Source organism: Mesorhizobium loti R88b (genome assembly GCF_013170845.1).
GTDB classification, from domain to species: Bacteria; Pseudomonadota; Alphaproteobacteria; order Rhizobiales; family Rhizobiaceae; genus Mesorhizobium; species Mesorhizobium loti_B.
Genome location: NZ_CP033367.1, coordinates 6,146,332 through 6,166,487, shown reverse-complemented (window position 1 = coordinate 6,166,487; position 20,156 = coordinate 6,146,332). Strand labels below are relative to the sequence as shown.

The following is a 20,156-nucleotide window of genomic DNA, read 5'->3' as shown; positions in this document are numbered from 1 at the left end:
CCCTGTGTGTCTTGCATATCGACCAGGCTAAAGGCCGCGACGATGACGGTGGTGGAGACGGGTATCCGCTCCCCGGGTTTCTACGCAGCACCTCATTCAAACGGCGAGCCGAGAACCCCAAAATCGACGGATCGTGCGGGACGCCCTCCGCTTTGACCGGGCGCAACTTGACCCAGTCGCAGCAATTCCCGGGCCGCGTCGGAGCGGCTCGGTATTCTTCTTTCGAAGCGCCAGGCATCGACGATCTCCAGTTCCTCGGCATTGAGCATGATCTGCAGACGGTAGGTGCGTTTTGGGGTTGTCATCCGCCCGTTCCGCCTCTCTCAAAACCTCAGTCTGTAATCCCGCAAATGGGACAAGTTGACCCGGCTGCTCGTACAGAGGCGGCAGCCGGGTCAAAGAGTATAGGGCAGGTATCACGCACAGGCGAGTTCGGCGCCAAGCACTACCCCCGTTCCGCCCGGTGCATGTGGGCGCGGAGAGATGGATGCGGGGCACGGCGGCGGGTCGTCATCGTCGTCTGGCCCGAAGCCTGTATCGCCCCTCTCCATATTTCGCTGCAGTAGGCTGCGGTGTTCAATGAAAGGGTAAAAAACGCATAGAAGTCAGCGCTCCGCAAAATAGGCCTTAGCGGGCTGTAGCGTATGGAAGGGACGCTGCAGCGGATCTCGCCGACGCCGAAGTAGTAGTAATGGGGACGGGATCATACGGAACGATACGGGAAGGTTTCTGATTTTGGCCCACGAAAAACTCAATGAAATCAACGCTCTTAATACGCCCTCCGGGCCCACCATAACCATTGATTTTGCAGCGAAAAAATGTCACCAATTGTTGCGGGGTGACGGTACTTTTCGAGGCGACGAACACACCTCGTCGAAAGCCGAAAAGTGCAAAAATCGTCCGATTGGTGTCGATAGTTGGTGAAACCTCAGAATATTTTTTGCAGAGATTTTCGCTTTAAAATCAACAGCGTAATTTTTTGACGGTTCTGGTGTCGGACTATCCGTCGTGATGGAATATATTTGACAGTAATTTCAACGAGTTATATGTTGTTTGAACAATCGAGTGGGAGTAGGGGTTAGCGGCGGCGATAGTGCGGGTTCGGCATTGTAGCCTGCGCTTTTACCCATTCCTCCAGTATCAGGCGCCTTCCCAAAAGATGGCGGTAAAGCTGAACGCTGAACGTGCCAGGCGTTGATGTAAAGCGTCCTTAGAACCGTGTCGCGCTTTGGCGTAGAATGACGTGCAAATAGGCGGGTGAACCAGCAGCGATGGATGAATTTTAGAATCCAGTATCGCTCGCTGCCTGCCGGCATGGCCTTTTCCTAGGCAATCTGGCGCAGCCGGCAGTTCGGAATGGAATTGCCGCTCGTCTTGTCTTTGGCCATCCCATGACGAGGCCTTCCGACTTCACTGCACCCCGTCGCTGGGTTGAAGCTTGGTGAATGCGTGGGATCCGGACGGCCGTGCCGGTGCGGTGAGACACTCATTGCGGATGGTTCTGCTCTGAGGTACCTTGCACATTCGGATGAGGAAGGTGCCTACTGCCGCAGCGGCTTTTCAGTCTTTTCCGGTTGCTGTTTCGGCGGATTGTGAGTTCTTCAACAGACCTTGATACCGCAATCTGGGGAGCTTGTGGTCGTCAGGTCGCGGCGGTTGAGGCGGTTGCCATGCTCCGGCTTTGCGGATTCATCGCGGTTTTCCTCGTGGCCGCCTTCACGACCTTCGATGCGTCGGCCGATCGAAGGGTCGCGCTGGTGATCGGTAATTCCGAGTACCGGGAAATCCCCGCCCTCAAGAATCCCGACAAGGATGCCGAGGACGTGTCCAAGACGTTTCGGCTGGCCGGCTTCGAAGTGTTCGTCGCCAAGGACCTCACAAAGCTGCAGTTCGAGAAGCAGTTCCGCAACTACCTAGCGGCGGCGGACGGCGCCGATCTGTCCGTCGTCTACTATTCCGGTCATGGCTTTCAGATTGGTGGCGAGAATTTCCTGATCCCCGTCGATGCCTCGCTGAAGAATGCGGCCGACATAGAGGTCCAGGCGGTCAAGCTGGATGATGTCCTGCAGCAATTGCGCGCGAAATCGAAGATCCAGGTGATCATCCTCGATGCCTGTCGCAACAACCCGTTTCCGCGCAAGGATTATTGGCTGAGGGACCAGCTGATCACGGCCGGCAACACCGGCCTTGCGCAGGTCAAGAGCTCGTTGAACACCCTGATTGCCTTTGCCACCGAGCCAGGGGCGGTCGCCTATGATGGCGCGGGAGACCTCAGCCCGTTTTCATCAGCATTTTCGCGTCGGGCGCTGGCGCCGAACCAGGAGATACGCACGGTCATGGCCGCGGTGCGCCGCGATGTGGTCGAGGCCACCGACGGCAAGCAGGTTCCCTGGGAAAACTCCTCGCTCATCGACGAAGTTGTCCTGATGCGCCGTGCCAGCCGGCCTTCGCTGCCGCCGGTTCTTGAGAAAGTCGTGCCGTCGGGTGTCGGGCCTGTTGCCCTTGACCTGCCGGAACCGGTCGATGTCGATGGCGGATCGATCACCGTCAGCATCGAAAGGCCTCCCGCGCTCGGACGCCTGCTGCTGGACGGCAAGGCCGTCGCGGTCGGCGAAGAGATTCAGGGCGTGGACCTGCCGCGCCTCAAGATGGATGTGCCCAAGGGCGCCGGTGCGCCCGAAGAGGTGGACATGCTGGCCTACGCCACGCATGACAATTGGGGTGGGGTAGCTCAGGGCATCATGGTGTTCCGCGTCAAGGATGGCCAGGGCGCCCAAGGCGAACAGATTGTGGCTTCGCTTGAGACCGAGCAGAAACAGCAGGTGCTGGAGCGCGGCATCCATATCACCGGCGCCGCCGAGGCGATCGAAAACCGCGAGATCAGCGTCCCGGTTGGCGTCGGCCCGGTACCGCTGAAGCTGGACTTCCCGACAAACGATCCCGCGGTCAGCCTGAAACTCGCGAGCTATCCGGCAACCGGGACTCTGTCCCTGCCTGATCGTGCCCTGTCGCCGGAGTCGAGCCTGATGGCGGACGAGGTCGACCAACTGCGCTACGAACCCCAGATCGGTGCCGCCCAGCCGGTCGAGGTCGGCTTCGAGATCCGCGCCGACAGCAGTTCGTCCAAGCCCGCTACCATGAAGCTGTCGCCAAGCGTCGATCCTTGCGATCAGGCCGCCGGCGAGCCTCTCGACCTGCAAGGCGTCGTCCCCGGCCTGTTGCCGAATGAAATCGGCGCTGAGGCCGTGAAGGCCTGCGAGGCGGCGGTGAAGGCCTATCCCGATGTCGCCCGCTTCCGCTACGAACTGGGCCGGGCGCTGCTTGCGGGCGGCAAGGTCGAGGACGCGAAAAAAGCCGTTCAGGCCGCAGCCGACAAAGGCCACGTCCGCGCCGTCTTCGAGCTCGGCTACATCGCGTCGTCCGGGATAGGAACGGCTGTCGATCCCAAAAAGGCAAACGACTTTTATTCCGTGGCGTCCGACAAAGGCGACCCGTACGGGATGACCGCATGGGGGCGCGCCTTGTTCAATGGTCTAGGCGTCCAGCGAGATACCGCCAAGGGGCTGGACCTGCTGCTCAAGGCGGCGGCGATGGGGCATACCTATGCCATGAATGATCTGGCTGCGATCTTCACAGAAGGCCGTAACGGCGTGCCCGCCGATCCGGCGCGAGCGGTCGCCTTCCTCAAGGCCGGCGTGGAGCGGCAGGACATGTATTCGATGAACATTCTTGGGCGCAACTATCTCACCGGGCGCGGCGTCGAGAAGGATACGAAGCGGGCGCAGGCGCTGTTCCAGGAGGCAATGGACCTCGGCCAGCCCTACGCTCCCGGCAGTCTTGCGCGTATGTATCGGGACGGCGTTGGCGTGGCGCAAAACCTTGAAGAGGCACAAAGGCTGTTCGAGCTGGCGAGCGCCCGAGGCGACTACTCCGGTGCATATGATCGCGCGGCTCTTGAGATGCAAAAGGGCGACAAGGCTGATCAGGCAGTGGCCGTCCGATATCTGGCGTTCGCGGCAGGTCTTGATCTCCGCGACGAGTTGCCGAGCGCCCGGACAACGCTGGCGCAGTTTCCGGCGAAGGCCAAGACAGCGGCATTGAAACAGCTGCGCTCGGAACTCAAGTCGAAAATCCCGGCGACCGGCCCAGTCGAGGACCAACTGGTCAAGACGGCCAGGGCCGTGTGGGAGCAGGCTAATCCGCGTCGGGACTTGTTCTGAGCAACGAGGAGGCAATAGTGGGCAGGGCATTGAAGCACGCATTCATCATGACTTTTCTATCCACCGCCCTGGCGCTCGCCGGCTGCACGACCGTGACGCCGAGGGTCGAACCGACGCCGATATCCAAGCACAGGCCGAAGCTCGTTCGCACGACGTCCACGCCAAAGATCGGCCAGCAGAAGAAGGTCACCGCCAAGAAGGTGATCAAGCCGGTTGAGGAATCCGCACCTGTCGTCGTTCCGTCTTTGGGCGGCGGCACGGGTGGCGGTGGAAATGGCGGCTGGTGACGAGAATCCATGGCGTCCGCGGTTCTTCCCGACGCTTGGGGCATGGTCTCCCTCTACCTGGAACCGCTCGCCAAGCAGAAGCAGGTGCTCTATGCTGACCTGTCGGTATCGAAACGGTTGTCCTGGGCAGGGGCGTTCCATGTACGAAGTCGTCGCATTCTGGTGGAAGACAACGTCGAGAGGCCCTGCTGCAAGGGCTCTTGGCCTGATCGTCGCGTTGTTGTTTTTGCTCGGACCGCAAGCTGCGAGCGCCGCGCCGAGCTGGACGCTCGATCCCGCCGCCTCGGTGATCACCTACCAGTCGGTCAAGAAGAACACGATCGTCGAGACCAACAAGATCAGGAACATCACCGGCACGCTTAGCGCGGCGGGCGATGCCAAGGTCACGTTCGACCTCAATTCGGTCGATACCGGCGTCGACCTGCGCAATGTCCGCATGCGCTTCCTGTTCTTCGAGACATTCAAATTCCCGACCGCCGAGCTGACGGCGAAGGTGGACCCCGCCGCGTTCGCCGACCTCGCGACCAAGCGCAGGGTGAAGGCAACTCTGCCGTTCCGCCTCAATCTGCACGGTGTCGACAAGGATCTCGAGGCAAGCGTCGTCGTCACCATGATCAGCGACACCATGGTGTCGGTTGCTTCGGAGGCTCCGGTCGCTGTCCATGTCGAGGATTTTGGGCTGCTGCCGAACGTCGACAAACTCCAGCAGGCGGCCAATGTCACCAACATCGTGCCCACCGCGTCGGTGTCGTTCGATTTCGTCTTCACCGTCGACGGCAGCAAGCCGGCTGCCACCCAGACCGCAGCGGCGAGTTCGACCGAGGTAGGTCCGGTTGCCACCGATGCCGCCAAGGCAAACTTCAGCGACGAGGAGTGCATGAACCGGTTCGCCGTGCTCTCGCGCACCGGCGCCATCTACTTCCGGCCCGCCAGCGCGCGGCTCGACGCCAAGAGCCGGCCGCTGCTTGAAGAGGTCGAAGGTGTCGTTGGCAAATGCCCGAGCCTCAAGGTCGAGGTTTCCGGATACACCGATTCCGATGGCTCGCCGGAGGCGAACAAGCAATTGTCTGAACGGCGAGCCCAGGCGGTTGCCGATGCCATTGTTGCCGCGGGGATTCCGCGCACGCAGATCACGGCGACCGGCTATGGCGAGGAGCGGCCGGTTGCCGCCAACGATACGCCCAAGAACAAGGCGCTCAACCGGCGGATCGAGTTTTCCGCCACCAAGCTCTGAGGTTGCGTTGAGGTCCGATCTGATCGCCCGCTGCGGTGGCCTCTTTCGCGCCGCCGGCATGGCGGTGCTCGCCTTGCTGCTGGCTGTGACGGCGGCAAGCGCCGAGCGCCGCGTCGCGCTGGTGCTTGGCAACGCCCAGTACCAGCACGCGGCGCCTCTGGCCAATCCGGTGCGCGACGCCCAAGCCATGGCCGAACGCTTGAAGAAGCTCGACTTCGAGGTGGTTTCGGGCTTCGACCTGACCAAGCCGCAAACGCAGGCGACGATCGCCCAGTTCGCAAAACAGGTGCGCGGTGCCGATATCGCGCTGTTCTTCTACGCCGGCCACGGCTTGCAGGTTTCGGGCAAGAACTACCTGCTTCCGGTCGACGCCGCGCTGGAGGACGAGACTTCCCTCGACTTCGAGGCCGTGTCGGTTGATTTTGTTTTGCGCCAGATGTCACGCGAGACCAGCATCAGGCTGGTGTTCCTCGACGCTTGCCGCGACAATCCCCTCGCCGAAGTGCTGGCCAAGACTGGAGGCGTCCACGGCGCGAGCAGCGGCCTTGCCGAGATCCCGATAGAGAATGGTGGCGCCGGCACGCTTGTCGCCTTCGCCGCCAGTCCCAATCAACTTGCCTATGACGGGTCGGGTGAGCACTCGCCATTCACCGCGGCACTGCTTCAGCACATTGGCGAATCCAACGTCTCCATCACCGAGGCGATGAACCGGGTGACCGGTGACGTCTTCAAGGCAACCGCCGGCAAGCAGCGCCCCTGGCTCAACGTTTCGCTGACCACGGAGGTCGTTCTGCATAAGGTCGATCTCGATGCGCCATTGATCGTGGGTGAGGCGAGCACACCTCAGGCCGAAGGCGGCTCCGATGCGCGCAACACCGGCGCGACTGCAGCGTCAGGCCAAAACAACGATCAGCTTGCGCTCGACGTGCTGCGCCAGAAGATCCCCAAACTGGCGTCGGATGCCCCGATCCTTTTTGATCACCCGATCGACTTCGGCGATGCGGCAATCGACGGCAAGAGCATCGCCGAACTGATCAAGGGTAAGCCCCTGTTCAGTCCGGTGGAGGGGTTGGACAAGTCGGTCTGGGAGGGCAAGCACTGCGACGGCTGCCACGAATGGAACGAGGCCCGGCTGTGCGATCAGGCGAAGAATTTCGCCGCCAACGACGTCTCTGTCTTGCGGCTGCAACATCCACTGGGAACACGCTTCAAGGTGGCGCTGGCCAAATGGGCGCAGGGTGGCTGCAAGTAGGCAGGAAGGCAGTCGTATCCATCCGATTTCTGTCGGGATGGCGCTGTTCTAGTATGCATCCACCGATTGGCGCGCCTCGATTTCGGCCATCTGGATACCCATTTCGACAAATGCCGAAAGAACGGCAAACCGGTCGGCGAGCGCGACACGGGCCAGCCCGGCCAGAATCCCGGCGTTGACTGCATGGGCAACAGGAAATGATTGCAAGGCCGGTGCCATCGTCGCGGCTATGGCCGAACCATTGTCCCGCCATCCGGCAGCCAGCGCAATCCAGCCGACCGGCGTTGTTGGGGGCGTCACTGCCGCTGCGCTGACGGCTGCCCGATGCCGAGGATTGTCCGGCTCACCCACCCAGTCGCCAACACGCGCAAGCAATTCCTGATCGGTTCCATCGAACAGCTCGGTCAGATGGCTCAGGCATTCATGCGCCCACCAGACGGCGGCCCGCTCGGCAAGTAGGTAGGCACAGAAGGTAATCGCTTCTTCGGGAACGCGCCCGGCCAGCAGCTCGCGGCAAAACGCGATCGAGCCTTGTTCGGTTGGAAGGGTTCTCATGTCCCGGGCAATAGCGGGACAAGCCGTGAAAAGATCTCGTGCCGTCTTGAATCGGAGCCCATTGGCCATGACCGCCACGCTTTCATCGAGAAGCCTTGGCCACTCAAGCCTCAGGCGCGGCGCGGGTCAAGTCTCAACCGGCGATGCGGCAAAAACCGTCGGCACTATCGCACGCCAGCGTTTATCGACATACAATTGCGCTGGAATTTGATATCATCGCGATCCTCGAAACCGGATGCTCAAACAGGAGTAACCGCTATGCAGTGGGGCAGTTCAGCCTTTGTGTTGGCGGTCGTGTTTTTCTCGACCCACGCTTCCGCCGATCCCGTTCAGAAATCAGAAGACATCGTGAAGTTTTTTGCCGGCGCCGCCGATCTCGGCAAGTCTAGAGGAATCTGTGTCGGCACCGAGGAAGAGTGCAAGAGCAAGACCAAGGCAAAAGACGCGCCGCAAGGAAAATCCAGCCTCGATATGCTGATCAATTTCGGCTTGGATTCGGCCACACTCGACACCACCGCGCGTGCTGAACTCGACGAGTTCGCCAAGGCGCTGAAGGACAGCCGGCTGAGCACGTTCAGCTTCGTCGTCGAAGGTTACACCGACGCCACCGGCACGGTGCATTACAACGAAGGCCTGTCGCAACGGCGAGCGAAATCGGTGGCAGCCTTCCTGACGGCCAACGGCGTCCAGGCCGGCCGCATCAACGCGATCGGCATGGGCGAAAAGAATCCGCGCAGTCCCAACCCGTACGATCCGGTCAACCGCCGCGTGGAAATGCGGATTAAGACGCAGTAACGCGCGGCGGTCAGTGTTTGAGCACGCTGCCCACGGCCACACCAGCGCCGAAGATCAGTGCCCTGGCGAGGAAATTGTCCCGCGGCGGAGCAGGTTCATCCCGCCGCACCATGATCTCGCGGTCGCGCCACTTCTGAGCGACCTGCCGTTGTGTGCGGGGTCCTTGTGCCACCGGCTTCATCGTGCGGGCCTTCTGCACGACGGGCGTCTTCGGCTGTGCCGTACGGGCTTGATCGGCGGCATTTCCGGCGCGCACGGCTGCCTTCATGGGATCTGACTGGATCACCAGGAACGCCAGTTGCTCGCGCGTCAGATAGGTGGTTTGCGGCAGTCCGTTATCGGCTTGCCAGATGCCGATCGCCTCACGGGTCTGAGAGCCCAGGGTTCCGTCGATGCGCCCAATCTCGTTGCCCAACGCTTTGAGCCGCAACTGCAGGTCGATGCGATCCTGGCGGTCGAGGTCGATTGCACTTTCCGTCAACTCGGTGCCCGGCGTCTGCTTCACCTCGTCCGGAACGCTGACAGAGGTGCGCACGGCAGAGCCGGAACCGGCGTTAGCCTGGTTCGTACCGAGGGCCGCGACCTGCCGGTTTTGAGCGTTCGGGCCGTTCAATTCGTCGATGTTCAGCCGCGCCACGGTGGCGAAACGACCGTTCGGAAACTGGTCGAGATAGGCCTGGTAGAACGGACCAGAATTGTGCTTCGAAGCCTCATCCCAAAGACGTTGCTCGACTTCCCAGGAAGGAGAACCACTGGCGACAGGGGCAGGGGCGGATGTCGCGGATGCGTTCGATGCGTCGGCCACGGGATTTGCAGCCGCCGCCGCGGCAACGGGTTTTCCAAGAAAGACCTCGCGTCCCAGCGATGCGTTATGCCACGGCCGCTGGCGGCCTTGCGTGGTTTCGGTCACCTCGCCGCGCACGCGCGTCAGCGCGCTCTGGATTTCGACGCCGGGCTCGGTCAGATGCCTGGCGAGCGCCGTTGAGTAAGGACTGTCGGCCCCGTCGCCATCGAAGGCGATGGCGCCCGGATCCGTTGCATAGGCAATCAGCAGGCCACCAGTACCGACGCCGTCCGATCTTGCTTCGACCGGCGCCAGGCCGGTGCCCAACGAGGTGGATCGGCTTTTCGGCAGCGAGGCCGCCAGCGTCCTTGCCAGCGGATTGTCGCGGCAGGCATCGAGGATGATGACGCCGATCGCCGGGTCGGGCGGCAGCGCGGCCATGAAATCGTCGATCTGAATGGTGCGTGTCTTGAGATAGGCCGGCGATGTCAAATCGGCGTCGACCGGTATCAGGTAGTTCTTGCCGTCGACCTGCATGCCGTGACCGGCATAGAAGATGACCGCGAGGTCGGCGTCGTAGGCTTGCTCGGTGAACCGGCTGATGAGGCTGTGCATGCCGGCATCGTCCTGATCGACCCCTTCGATCACCTCGAAGCCGGCATTGCGCAGCGTCGATGCGATGAGGCGGGCATCGTTGGCCGGGTTGGGCAAGGTAACCGCATGGACATAGTTGCTGTTGCCGATCACCAGCGCGACGCGCTTGGCGTCAGGCGCGGCGGCCTCCGCGCCTAAGGCGGCAAGGAAAACCAGGATAATTCCGCTCAGAAAGACTGTGATCGTTTTCATGGACCAGCCCTCTACCCACCAGGGTGCTAAATTTCGTCGGCGACTGGGTCGCCTGTGCCAAAAATGGTTCCTGGACGTGTGTGGTCCTGACCGCGGCTTTGGTTCACAAAGGCCCGAGAAATAGTGACACCAATGGCCTGAGCGACTGATGCCGCACAGGCTGGGTCAAAGCGTATTCTGAATAGAGCTGATGAGGGCGGTGACGGCCTGCTTGTATTTTTCGAACTCCGGCGATGTCTGGCGGATTTCCGTCGTCGTCGGCGGCGGGGTGCCGTCGGTGGCCACACGGCTCAGCTTCTGGCCCATCTTCCTTTCGGCCCAGTCCACCACATAGCTGGCTGTCTTGCCCGTGAGAAACGGGTTGGCCTGGATGACGGCCGACCCCAGCACGGCGCTCAGTTGCGCCGAACCCGGCGCCGACAGCACCTGATGCGCGCCTTCCATTCCCAGGAAATGACAGAGGTAGAGCCGGCCGGCCGTGATCTGGTGACCGCGCGCCCGAAGATACGCTTCGCCCTCGCGCGCCAGGTTGCGAACCATCTCGCGCGAGATCGTGGCGTCGTAGCGCAGGGCGAGCAGGTCGGCGGTCGACAGCGAGCGCGCGAGGTCCGGGCGGTAGGTGTTCATCATCCGAATCCAGGTCTTCGTTATGAACTGGCCGGCGCCGGTCGCCGAGGAATTCGGGTTCTTGGCGCGGGCGCTGCCGCCACTCTCGACATGAACGATCCGCTCGGTCAGCGTTTCGACGGCGACATCGCCGGAATTGCCAGAATTGCCGGAATTGCCAGTCTCGTAGGTGGCGACCGTGGTGACGGTGCCCAGCGGGTCGATCGCCTCGCCATTCTCATAGAGTTCGAAATGCAGGTGCGGCCCGGTCGAAAGCCCAGTGGTGCCGATGTAGCCAATGACGTCACCGGCCTTCACCTTGGTGCCGACGCCGCTCGCGATGGCGAATTTTTGCATATGCGCGTAGCGCGTCTCGCGCCCGTTCGCATGCGAGATCTTCACCAGATTGCCATAGCTGCCGCCATCGCCCTGGAAGCTGATCTCGCCGTCGAAGGCCGCCATGATCGGCGTGCCGACAGGGGCTGCCCAATCGACACCCTTGTGGATACGAACGACGCCCAGGATCGGGTGCTTGCGTGGGCCGAAGGTCGAGGTCATGACCCCGTTCACCGGCGTGACCATGCCATTGGCGACAGTCAGCGAGCGCACCTCGTCATTGCCGGTAACGCAGGCGAACTGGCCGTCGCTTTGCTGGAAGACGAAACAGTCGATGGTCTTCTCACCGCCCTGGACGCCGACATAAAGCACCCGCCCGGACGTCTCTTCCTTGCCGCGCGGCGTCTGCGAGTAGATCAGCACCAGGCGCTGGTCCTCGCTGGCGAAAGCGTCGAGGTCCTGTCCTCGCGACAGGTACATGATCGCCTCGCCGATGACGCCTGTTGGAACCTTGTTGCGCGCAGCCGTCGAATAGATCGCGTCGAGGAGGCGGTATTGCCGCTTGGGCCCGCCTTGATCGACACCGGAATAGTTGAACAGGTCCTCGCGCACCCAGGGGTCGACGCCCGACACGAAGGCGCCCGCGGCGTTGCGCGTCAGCGTGCCGACAAAGACATTCTTGGCGTAGATCGAAACCTGCATGAGCGACATCGTCGTTGTCTCGCGGTTCGGCCGGAATCCGCGCATGGCGACGACGTAACCCGGTTCCAAACCGTTCCGGTTGAAGAGCGCCTTCAGGGCTTCGCCCGCCAGCTTGGCATCGTCGGCGGAGAAATGTGCATCGAGCGCAACGCTGTCCAGGCTGCGGTCGTTGAGGATCTTCACGAAGGTGTCTTCGGTCGCCTCGAAGCGCTGGTACTCGCTGGTCACGGTTGCGACGGTCGTATTGTTCTCGATCTGGGTCTTCTTGAAGGCGGGCAGTGCTGCCTCGCCCTGATCGATGGTCTCTCCCCAGCCGGCCTCCGGGTCGTCGGCATCCGCCTTGGGCACCGAACCGGCCGGGGCCTCGCTCGCATCGGGTGCCGCCAGCTCATTATCCAGGTCGCCCTGCTGGTCGTCCGGTGCCACCGGCGGGGCAGGCGGAGCGGCCTGCTCGGTGGGTGCGGCAGCTGGCGATGTCGGAGCGGTCCGCCGCTGTGCCTGGAAGAACGCGAAGTCCTCCTGCGTCGACGGGATCGTCGTCATGAATTTTTCGCTGGCACTCAGCATCACGTCGGAGAGGATCTCGATCTGCGGCGAGGCGCCGGAACTGTCGAGCTCGGCCGGGCGCGCTACCGCATGGCCCTTGCTTGCCGTGTCGGCATCGGGCGCTAGCGTGATCCACATCGGATCTCCCGCCAGGTCGATGATGGCAGGCACGTAGACGGATGCATCGGCCGGCACGTCGTCGGCGCCTTCGACCGCGTGCAACTCCTCGTCTTCGTCGCCGAACGACCAATAGTCCGCGGTGAGGTAGAAACCGGCGGCGATCGACAGCAGGACAATTGCGGCGAGGCTGGCAATGAGCCGGCGCCAAAGCGTGCGCCTGCGCAGCGCGGCGCGCGCCTGTTTTTTCTCCCTGAAGCTGGTGTCGATACTGTGCGTCACGGATTGCTTCCGGTCAGGAAGAAGGTCCACCGCACCTGTTCAAGCGTATCGACTTCGAGAAACTGCGCCGCGATATGGCCGCGCTGCCAACACTCGTCGATGCCGCGGATCGAAAACCGCCGCCGCTCGATGCACATCTCGGTCGATCCGGTTAGGATCGCATGGCCAAAGACATCAGTCGCATAGATGTAGATGTAGCGGTTCGTCAGTTCCTCGCGGATGACGTTGACGCATTGATTGGCGCCGATGGTCCACCAGCCGTCGGTCTGGTCCGCATTGTCGACCTTCTGGCCGACCGCCAGATTGACGACGTCGAGTGTCTGGTTGCAGACGGTGAATTCGGCGTGCGCTTCGCCGGACACCAGCACGGCCAGCAGTGCCGCTCCCGCCATGACCGCGAGCTTCATGCGGCCCGTCAGGGTAGGCAGCGCTCGAGCCGGATCACGCTGCTCTATGGGCAGGTCGGCAGACGAGTGGGACAAACACGCGCGGCGGAGTTCCATCGGGCGCCCATGCTATCCGCCGAGCCGGAAATACTTGGCAGTGGCTGAAAATTGCGATCCGTCGGTCTCGATCTCTTCGAGAATTTTAGGCAGCAGAACCGAGGCCGGCGTCGGCGCGGAGAAGGCCGCCGCCTGGATATCCTGCGGGCCGGTGATCACCATTATGATCTGCGGCACGGCCTTTCCGGCGGACTTGTCGGCGGCGCCGAGCCCAATCGGGATGCTGAAGGTAGCCTTGTCGGATTGTGCAACGATGCGGTCGTCGAGATTGAACACCATGCCCTTGTGATCGATCAGCAGGACACTGGAAATGAGCCCGCCGCGCGTCACCAGCGTGCCGCTGATCGGCGTACCATCAGTCACCGATGTCCGGTCTAGAACAAGCTGCGGCTTGTCGGCCGTGGTCTGCCCGAGAAAGCGCAGAAAGTTGGTGACTTCGCATTGGCTCGGCTCGATGAGGCGGACGCTGATGTCCGGCTCGACATGGAATTTTGCCTGGAAATCGCCAAGCATCCGTTCGAATGGCTGGACCGCCGTGCCAAAGCCTTCGATCGCGGCGGCCTTGTCGGTCGACGACGTCATGGTCGCATAGAAACAGTCGCCGCCGCCGAAGTCGCGAACCCAGGAGACCCGTTGCGCGACGTCGTCGACGACCGGGGGGATCGCCGGTTTGGGCACGTTCAGCGCCACGACTGGTTGGTCCGGCTGGCTGGCCGGCGGTGGCGAGGCGTTTTGGCCCTCGGCGTTCGCGGTATCCGCCTGGCTCGCAGTGGGCGCCGGCACGGTCACCTTGGGCGCTGCCGGCTGGCTGATCTGCGGCTCGGGCTTTGGGGTCTCCACAACCTTTGGCAGGACCGGCGGCGGCGTTGCGACCTTCTCGGCTGGCGGGGCTGGAACGGCCGGTGGGGCTGGAGCTGCTTCAGGCACCGGAGCCGACGTTTGATTGTTGCTGGCCATCGTATCCGGCTGGGGTGCAGGCGATGTCTTTACGGACGGCTGCTGGGTATCCGCTATGGGCGGCTTCGGGGGTTCTTCAGTTTGCGCGGAGGCAGTGGGCTTCGCCGGCTCCGGCGCTTGCACTGGCTTGGCATCTGCCTGGCCTCCAGCCGGCGGCGCGCTCGCCTCTGTTTGTGGTTGCGCTTCCATTGCCGGCGGCTTCGCGGGTTCCTCGGCCTGCGCGGGGGCTTCGGCGGGCTTGGTCGGCTGCGGCTTTTGAGCCGCCGCGGCATCTGGCTGATTTTCAGCCGGCGGTACGCTGGCCTCCGTTTTTGGCTGCGCGGGCGGAACCGGCTTTGCCGGCTCGGGGGCGCTCGCGACTTTGTCCGTCGGCGCCGGCTTCGATGGTTCAGGCGCCGAAAGCGATGCCTTGCCGGCAGTCGGCGTCGCAGGCGTCATGAAGCCGCTCAGATACAGGCCCGCACCTGAGGCGACTGCTAGTGCCGCCAGTGCAGCGATCGCGATGGTTCGGGTCTTCGTGGATTTTCCGGGGACATTGCTCGCGCCCGTGCGCGGCGGGCTGGGGACGGCCTGAGGCAACGGTTTGGACAAATGCGCTGGCCGGACATGCGGAACGAAGCCCTGCTCGCCCGGGCCCGTTGCCGCCGGCGCGTCGTGCCCCGCGACATTGGATGGCTGGGGCTTGGGATCAGGAGCAAGGGTTTGCTCGGCTGGTGGCAAAGCCGGCCGGTCGCGGGGTGTCCTGGATGGCGGCGGCGTTGTCGCTTCGTCTTCGCCGCGCGTCATCCTGGCGATGTCAGCCATGCTGACCGGCCGGTCTTGCGGATCCGGCTGCAGCATGGCTTCGACAATGCCACGAAAATCGTCGTCGATGTCGGAGAGATCAGGAACGGTCCGGCGCTTTTCGATGATCTCGTACTGTGATCCGCTCATGTCGATCGGCTTGCCACGCAGGGCGGCGGCTAGCACCAGCCCAAGGCTGTAGATGTCGGACTGCTCGCTGACGTCGCCGCTGTACAGCCCGAGCTGTTCGGGTGAAACGTAGTTGTATTTTCCCGCGAACTTTCCGCCGATCAGCGTCTCACCGCCCACGGTTGCCGATCGAGCGATGCCGAAGTCGATGATCTTTGCGCGGTCGACCCGGCCCCCCGGCAGGATGATGTTATCGGGCGAGAGGTCGCGATGGATTGCTCCGGCCTGATGCACGGCGGCCAGGCCTGACGCGAGGCGATGACAGAGCTTGCGCACCGCTTCCGTCGGCATCGGTCCCCGTCGCATGATGTCGAACAGCGACTCGCCGTCGACGAATTCCATGGCTAGGTAGGGACGGCCGATTCCGGGATCGATGGTGAAGACGTGGTATCGCACGACCGCGTCATGCGACAAATGGTTGAGGATCGAGGCCTCCTTGCGGAACAAGGACAGGATCGTCTGGTCACGGGCAAACTCGGGCAGCACGATCTTGATGGCGACGTGGTCTCCGGTCTGGATGTTGTGGCCGCGATAGACCTCGCCCATGCCGCCAAATGCGATCCGCTCGTCAAGTTCGTAGATGCCGCTGAGCTGCGTGCCGACCGCGGTGTTGGCCACCTGCGGCGATATTCGCGTCTTGTCGTCGGCGCTCATCGGCCTCAGCCCTCCGCTCTGGACAGATCAGGGTGGAGCGATTGTCCATTGCGCCCGGTTCCGATCTTCACCAGTACAATGGTGACATTGTCCGTTCCGCCCCGCGTCAGCACCGTTTGCAAAAGATTTTCGCAGGCCGCCTGAGGCGTTGCCGACACCACCGCGGCCTCGATCTCCGCATCGGTGACATGTGCCGTCAGCCCATCAGTGGCCAGCACGAAAATGTCCCCCGGCATCAGTTCGCCCTGCTGGAAATCGATGACGAAGTCGTCGCTGACGCCGACCGCATGCGTGATGACATTGCGGCGTGGCCAGGTCAGCGCCTCGGCCGCGCTGATCATGCCTCGATCCAACAGTTCCTGCACTTCGGTGTGGTCTTTCGAAATCTGCGAGATCGCGGCGTTGCGAATCAGATAGACTCGGCTGTCGCCAGCCCACAGGCAGGCAAACCGTCCGTCCATCGCCAACAGGGCGGCAACCGTGGAGCCGATGGTGATGCCGCGTGATTCCGATATGCTGCGGATCTCGGCATTGGCCCGGCTCAGCCTGTCTTCGAAGCGCGCCCGCAGGTCCGGAGCGGAGCTTGCGATGCCGATCGTGGCCAGGTGGTCGACAATGCTGGCCGAGGCGACTTCTCCGGCCTCATGCCCGCCCATTCCGTCGGCCACCACCCAAAGCCCGGTTCGTGGCTCGAGCAGATAGTTGTCCTCATTGTGCTCGCGGACACAGCCCTTGTGGCTCACGCCGAAACTGTCAAAGGGAAGGGCGACATCGCTCACCTTGCCACCAAACGCTTCTCACGCGTCCTCTGCGGCGCACTCCCGGGCGCTCGCTCACGGCAGTCTGCCACAGGCTCGACCATTAAAGAATCGAAATTAAGGTCCGGGCGCCCGAGGCTCCCGAAGGGTGTCACCGCATTGAAAAGTTCGAAGCCCATCTCAAAACGCCTTCGGACAGCTGAATCCGGAAAGTGCCGGAAGCAGGAACGGGTTGGGGCCGGAGCCGGTCTGGATCGTATAGCTGACGTCGCGCCCGCCGATCACGAAGCGCGCTTCGACATTGCTGTCGGTGCCGGTGATGGTCGCCTTGTCCATCAGCCGCTTCAGCGCCCATGGCCCTTCGAACTTGATGGTGGAGTCGCGCCCCGGCATCTCCGGCGTCAGGCTCAGGCTGGCGGATCCGGAAGCCGCTCCGCTCGGCCAGGTGACGGTGCTCGGCGCGCTGCCCCCTTGGTTGCTCTGGACGGTCTGGCCATCGACATCGAGCACCGCCGCATCGGCATCGCCATGCAGTGAGAACGGCGTGAAGGTAATGCTGATCGAGGGCGTCGAACCGCCTTGGGGAAAGAAGGCGCTGCGGATTTCGGCCGCCTGCTGGAAGATTTTCAGCGTCGATTTCGACAGGTCGCGCCCGAAGCGCGCATCCTGTTTCCAGCTCCAGTCCTGGCCACTCATGTCGATCAGCGATGCGAGATTCTGCGCGAAGAACCGGTCCAGCAGCCCGCCCGGTGCGAACAGTTTCGCGAAATCCGCCATCGCCATATCCTCGGTGCCATTGCCGTCGAAAGGATAACGGCCGTTGACCGCCGACTCGCAAGGGGCCGTGACCGCCTGGTCGAGCAGCTGGTTCAAATTCGCCACCGAAGTCTCGGCGACGTTGCCTTCGAATTCGTCCGCCGTCGCATTGACCATTCTGGCGAGTGGCTTGGGCAGGCGCGAGGAATTGGCACGAAGTGTGGCGATCTGCAGCTGCAAATTGGCGTTGACGCGTTCCGTCTGCGACGGCACGTCGGTCGCCAGTTGCAGGCTCTTGTAGATGTCGCGGAAATTCTGGGTCAAGGCATCGATCGGGCGGCGCCCGGCAGGACCGCTCACCAATGTCTGGAACGACCTGTATTGCGCTTCGATGTTGCCCCCGGGGCTCTGGTTTTGCGCCGCCACGGATCCCGTGCCGGCACGGCTTTGCGATTTTCCGGTAGCCATTTGTATGCCGATCCGAGCCAGACCCCCGGCCATCTTGGTGGCGTCCTGCGACTGGCCTTGAACCGTGCCGGCTTCAACCCCGATGGCTGGCTCCTTGCCAGAAGCAGCGCCCCGCGTAAGGGCAGTTTCGGCGGCGATCGCCGTAAACAGCTGTTCGATCGGCGAGGTTGGCGATGCGACGGCGGAAATCGCGATATAGTGCGGCTTGTCCTTCAGCATCGCTTTGAATTTCAACCCATCAAGAACGCTGTTCCACGCGGTTGCGAACTCCTTGCCATAGCGATCGAGGAGCTCGGGGCCGAGCTTCAGCAACTCCTGATCGATGCCGCCCTGTTCGCCGCCGCCGCCAAGCACCCACTGGTCGTCGACGAGCATCTGCGCAATGCGCGAGAGCTGTCCGAGATAGAAACGGTTGAAGCCGGCATAGGTATAGAGGCCGGGAACACGAAGGCCCGACAGGTCGCCGCCATCGACACGCTCGAATACCAGCGGCGTTTCCGGCCCGCCCTTCACGGAAACGGAGAAATCGTCCAGCGCTGCCGAATATACCGCCGACTTGATCAAGGCGGAGGCGCGGTCGGCAAGGCTCATGCGCCCGAGCGAGCGCTGGGCGGCCTCGACGAGCGGCTGGTTCAGTTCGAAAACCGGATCATAGGCGTCGTCCAGGGCAAGCATGGCGCGCAGGTGCTTTTCGAGTTGCTCGCGTCCCTCGCGGTTGTTTTCGCCTGGATAGCGGTTCTGCTCCCAATCCTGCTTCATCCAGGAAACGATCAACGCGTCGTCGACCTTCGGCGCCTTGCCGCCAAGCATCAGATAGATTTTCAACGGCTCGTAGAGCGCGGCGGGATCGGCCATCTTGGTCTGGATCGTCCGCTCGGCCTGGATCAGCAGGCGCGATCGGAACATGCGCTCCAGCGCTTGCCGGTAGGCCGTCCTCGAGGCCGAAAGCAGTCTCTCCCGCTGGCTGAGGCCAAACGTCTCCTCGATCGGTGTCGGCGCGGCCCCGGTTTCGAACCCGGCCGGCAGATCACGCAGCTGGTCGAGCGGACCGATGACGTTTTCGAGGTCGACATCGGTAACCTTGGTGCTTTTGAGCAGCGCATCCGCCGTCGTGCGATACTGGCCCATGGCTTGCGTGGTGGAGGCGATCAGCGACCTGTTGGCAGTGAAGCTCAGGGCCAGGGTGCCGAGGGCCGCCGCGGCGATCAACGTGATGGCGCCAAGCCCGGCAAATCTGGCGATCGCTGCCCGCCTTGCCGCCGATTTGTCGTACGAGACCCATCCGGATTCAGCGAAAATGACGCTTGTCAGCAGATCATGCAAAAAGAAGCTTTTGCCGGTTCCCGACAGATGGGAGCGGGAATTGCTGCCGAAGCTGCGGCCGATCGCGCCCAACACCTGATCGATGGGCGTTCCCTCTTGTGTGCCTGACGAGAAATAGAGCCCCCGCAGGCTGGCATTCACCTGGCTGCGGCCCGGATCGAACAGGCCGGCGATAAAATTCGCAATTCGGCCCTTCATCGCGCCAAACTGCGCCGGGAAGCCAAAGACGGATATGCGCGCGACCGGGTCAGCCTCTTCCTGAAGTCGATCAGGCATCTCCTCGACCAGACGTCTTGCCAGTGCATCGAATTCGGCCGGCGCCTCGGCGGCCATGTTCTTCGTGCGATCGCTGGTCTGGAATGTCGCGCCCCAGACCTTGCGCCGGCGCGTCTCGTCGAAACCGCCGAAATAGTCCATGAAGCCGACAACAAGATCGGCCTTGGTGAATAGCAAATACACCGGAAACTGGATTTTCAGCGTCTCGTGGATTTCCCGCAGACGACTGCGTATCTCGACGACATGAGCGTCAAGCTGCTGATCGTCGAGGCCGATGAGATCGGCAAGGCTGATCGCCAGGATGACGCCGTTTATCGGTTGCCGTGTGCGGTATTTCTTGAGCAGCGACAGGAAGGCGAGCCAGCTCTTGCTGTCGCTCCGGGCGTTGGAATCCTGCGTCGTGTAGCGTCCGGCGGTGTCGATCAGCACGGCCTGGTCGGTGAACCACCAGTCGCAGGCGCGTGTTCCGCCAACACCGGCGACCGGCTGGGCATCACCCGAAACGGCCAGTGGGAAATTCAGGCCGGAATTGACCAGTGCCGTTGTCTTGCCTGCGCCGGGCGGCCCGATGATGATGTACCAGGGGACCTCATAGAGGAAATTGCGCTTGCCGCTCGATCGTTTAAGCGCGGCGATCGCCTCGTTCATGCGCGCCTCGAGCACCTGCGAGTCGGCATCCCTGTCGTCGTTGCGGGCAACGGCCGTCTCCAGCGCCTTTTGCGCCTTGCGCATCCGCCAGAAACGCAATCCGTAGAAGAGCGCTACGGCCGCCACGATCACGCCGATGATTGCCGCACGAAGCCAGACAGGCCCGAGAGGACGGCTATCGGCAAAGCGGATCAATGGTCCGGCAAACCACACTGCCGCCGAAAAACCGGCCAGCGCGATCATGCTGAAGATCCGCAGCAGCCAACGCGTCATCGGCGC

13 protein-coding genes are annotated in these 20,156 nt (G+C 62.6%); 5 read left to right on the top strand and 8 right to left on the bottom strand.

The annotated features are described in order from the left end of the window. Positions 1-92: 92 nt before the first annotated feature. Positions 93-305 carry a hypothetical protein gene (locus EB235_RS30010; protein ID WP_080680955.1) on the bottom strand — a complete coding sequence of 71 codons (213 nt, stop codon included), beginning with the start codon at positions 303-305 and terminating at the stop codon, positions 93-95. Between the two features lie 1,365 nt (positions 306-1,670). Between EB235_RS30010 and EB235_RS30005 the strand changes: the two genes are divergently transcribed. The 4 genes from EB235_RS30005 (at position 1,671) to EB235_RS29990 (ending at position 6,993) form a co-directional block, all read left to right on the top strand. Beyond that, the gene (locus EB235_RS30005) at positions 1,671-4,220 is read left to right on the top strand and encodes a caspase family protein (protein ID WP_027033786.1); all 2,550 of its coding nucleotides are present in this window, start codon (positions 1,671-1,673) and stop codon (positions 4,218-4,220) included. A gap of 47 nt (positions 4,221-4,267) precedes the next feature. Beyond that, complete coding sequence (locus EB235_RS30000) at positions 4,268-4,507, top strand: hypothetical protein (RefSeq protein ID WP_245268912.1); 240 nt, start codon at positions 4,268-4,270, stop codon at positions 4,505-4,507. A 139-nt stretch (positions 4,508-4,646) separates the two neighbouring features. Further along, positions 4,647-5,741, top strand: a complete 1,095-nt coding sequence (locus tag EB235_RS29995) for an OmpA family protein (RefSeq protein WP_027033788.1) — start codon at positions 4,647-4,649, stop codon at positions 5,739-5,741. Between the two features lie 7 nt (positions 5,742-5,748). Next, a complete protein-coding gene (locus EB235_RS29990) occupies positions 5,749-6,993 on the top strand; it encodes a caspase family protein (protein ID WP_245268913.1) in 1,245 nt (414 codons plus the stop codon). Between the two features lie 48 nt (positions 6,994-7,041). On the opposite strand, the gene EB235_RS29985 is transcribed toward EB235_RS29990, so the two are convergent. Continuing rightward, positions 7,042-7,617, bottom strand: a complete 576-nt coding sequence (locus EB235_RS29985) for a DUF6931 family protein (protein WP_171878158.1) — start codon at positions 7,615-7,617, stop codon at positions 7,042-7,044. Between the two features lie 189 nt (positions 7,618-7,806). On the opposite strand from EB235_RS29985, the gene EB235_RS29980 reads away from it, so the two are divergent. Then, complete coding sequence (locus tag EB235_RS29980) at positions 7,807-8,343, top strand: OmpA family protein (protein WP_027033791.1); 537 nt, start codon at positions 7,807-7,809, stop codon at positions 8,341-8,343. Between the two features lie 10 nt (positions 8,344-8,353). On the opposite strand, the gene EB235_RS29975 is transcribed toward EB235_RS29980, so the two are convergent. The 6 genes from EB235_RS29975 to tssM all read right to left on the bottom strand — a co-directional run bounded on the left by EB235_RS29975 (position 8,354) and on the right by tssM (position 20,150). Further along, positions 8,354-9,973 (bottom strand): caspase family protein, encoded by a 1,620-nt coding sequence (locus tag EB235_RS29975; protein ID WP_027033792.1) that lies wholly within the window; start codon positions 9,971-9,973, stop codon positions 8,354-8,356. A 165-nt stretch (positions 9,974-10,138) separates the two neighbouring features. Continuing rightward, on the bottom strand, positions 10,139-12,562 hold the full coding sequence (locus EB235_RS29970; RefSeq protein WP_027033793.1) for a M23 family metallopeptidase: 2,424 nt from the start codon (positions 12,560-12,562) through the stop codon (positions 10,139-10,141). Next, complete coding sequence (locus EB235_RS29965) at positions 12,559-12,969, bottom strand: DUF1036 domain-containing protein (RefSeq protein ID WP_032926022.1); 411 nt, start codon at positions 12,967-12,969, stop codon at positions 12,559-12,561. The genes EB235_RS29970 and EB235_RS29965 overlap by 4 nt, the downstream gene beginning before the upstream one ends. A 108-nt stretch (positions 12,970-13,077) precedes the next feature. Further along, positions 13,078-15,648, bottom strand: coding sequence for a serine/threonine-protein kinase (locus EB235_RS29960; RefSeq protein WP_027033795.1), 2,571 nt, complete (start codon positions 15,646-15,648; stop codon positions 13,078-13,080). Between the two features lie 5 nt (positions 15,649-15,653). Next, positions 15,654-16,427 carry a PP2C family protein-serine/threonine phosphatase gene (locus EB235_RS29955; RefSeq protein WP_027033796.1) on the bottom strand — a complete coding sequence of 258 codons (774 nt, stop codon included), beginning with the start codon at positions 16,425-16,427 and terminating at the stop codon, positions 15,654-15,656. Between the two features lie 159 nt (positions 16,428-16,586). Beyond that, complete coding sequence (tssM, locus tag EB235_RS29950) at positions 16,587-20,150, bottom strand: type VI secretion system membrane subunit TssM (protein ID WP_027033797.1); 3,564 nt, start codon at positions 20,148-20,150, stop codon at positions 16,587-16,589. Positions 20,151-20,156 lie beyond the last annotated feature (6 nt).

Coding starts and splice junctions, on each gene's coding strand:
- EB235_RS30010 (WP_080680955.1), bottom strand. CDS start 305: ATGACAACCCCAAAACGCACCTACCGTCTGCAGATCATGCTCAATGCC.
- EB235_RS30005 (WP_027033786.1), top strand. CDS start 1,671: ATGCTCCGGCTTTGCGGATTCATCGCGGTTTTCCTCGTGGCCGCCTTC.
- EB235_RS30000 (WP_245268912.1), top strand. CDS start 4,268: ATGACTTTTCTATCCACCGCCCTGGCGCTCGCCGGCTGCACGACCGTG.
- EB235_RS29995 (WP_027033788.1), top strand. CDS start 4,647: ATGTACGAAGTCGTCGCATTCTGGTGGAAGACAACGTCGAGAGGCCCT.
- EB235_RS29985 (WP_171878158.1), bottom strand. CDS start 7,617: ATGGCCAATGGGCTCCGATTCAAGACGGCACGAGATCTTTTCACGGCT.
- EB235_RS29980 (WP_027033791.1), top strand. CDS start 7,807: ATGCAGTGGGGCAGTTCAGCCTTTGTGTTGGCGGTCGTGTTTTTCTCG.
- EB235_RS29975 (WP_027033792.1), bottom strand. CDS start 9,973: ATGAAAACGATCACAGTCTTTCTGAGCGGAATTATCCTGGTTTTCCTT.
- EB235_RS29965 (WP_032926022.1), bottom strand. CDS start 12,969: ATGAAGCTCGCGGTCATGGCGGGAGCGGCACTGCTGGCCGTGCTGGTG.
- EB235_RS29960 (WP_027033795.1), bottom strand. CDS start 15,648: ATGAGCGCCGACGACAAGACGCGAATATCGCCGCAGGTGGCCAACACC.
- tssM (WP_027033797.1), bottom strand. CDS start 20,150: ATGACGCGTTGGCTGCTGCGGATCTTCAGCATGATCGCGCTGGCCGGT.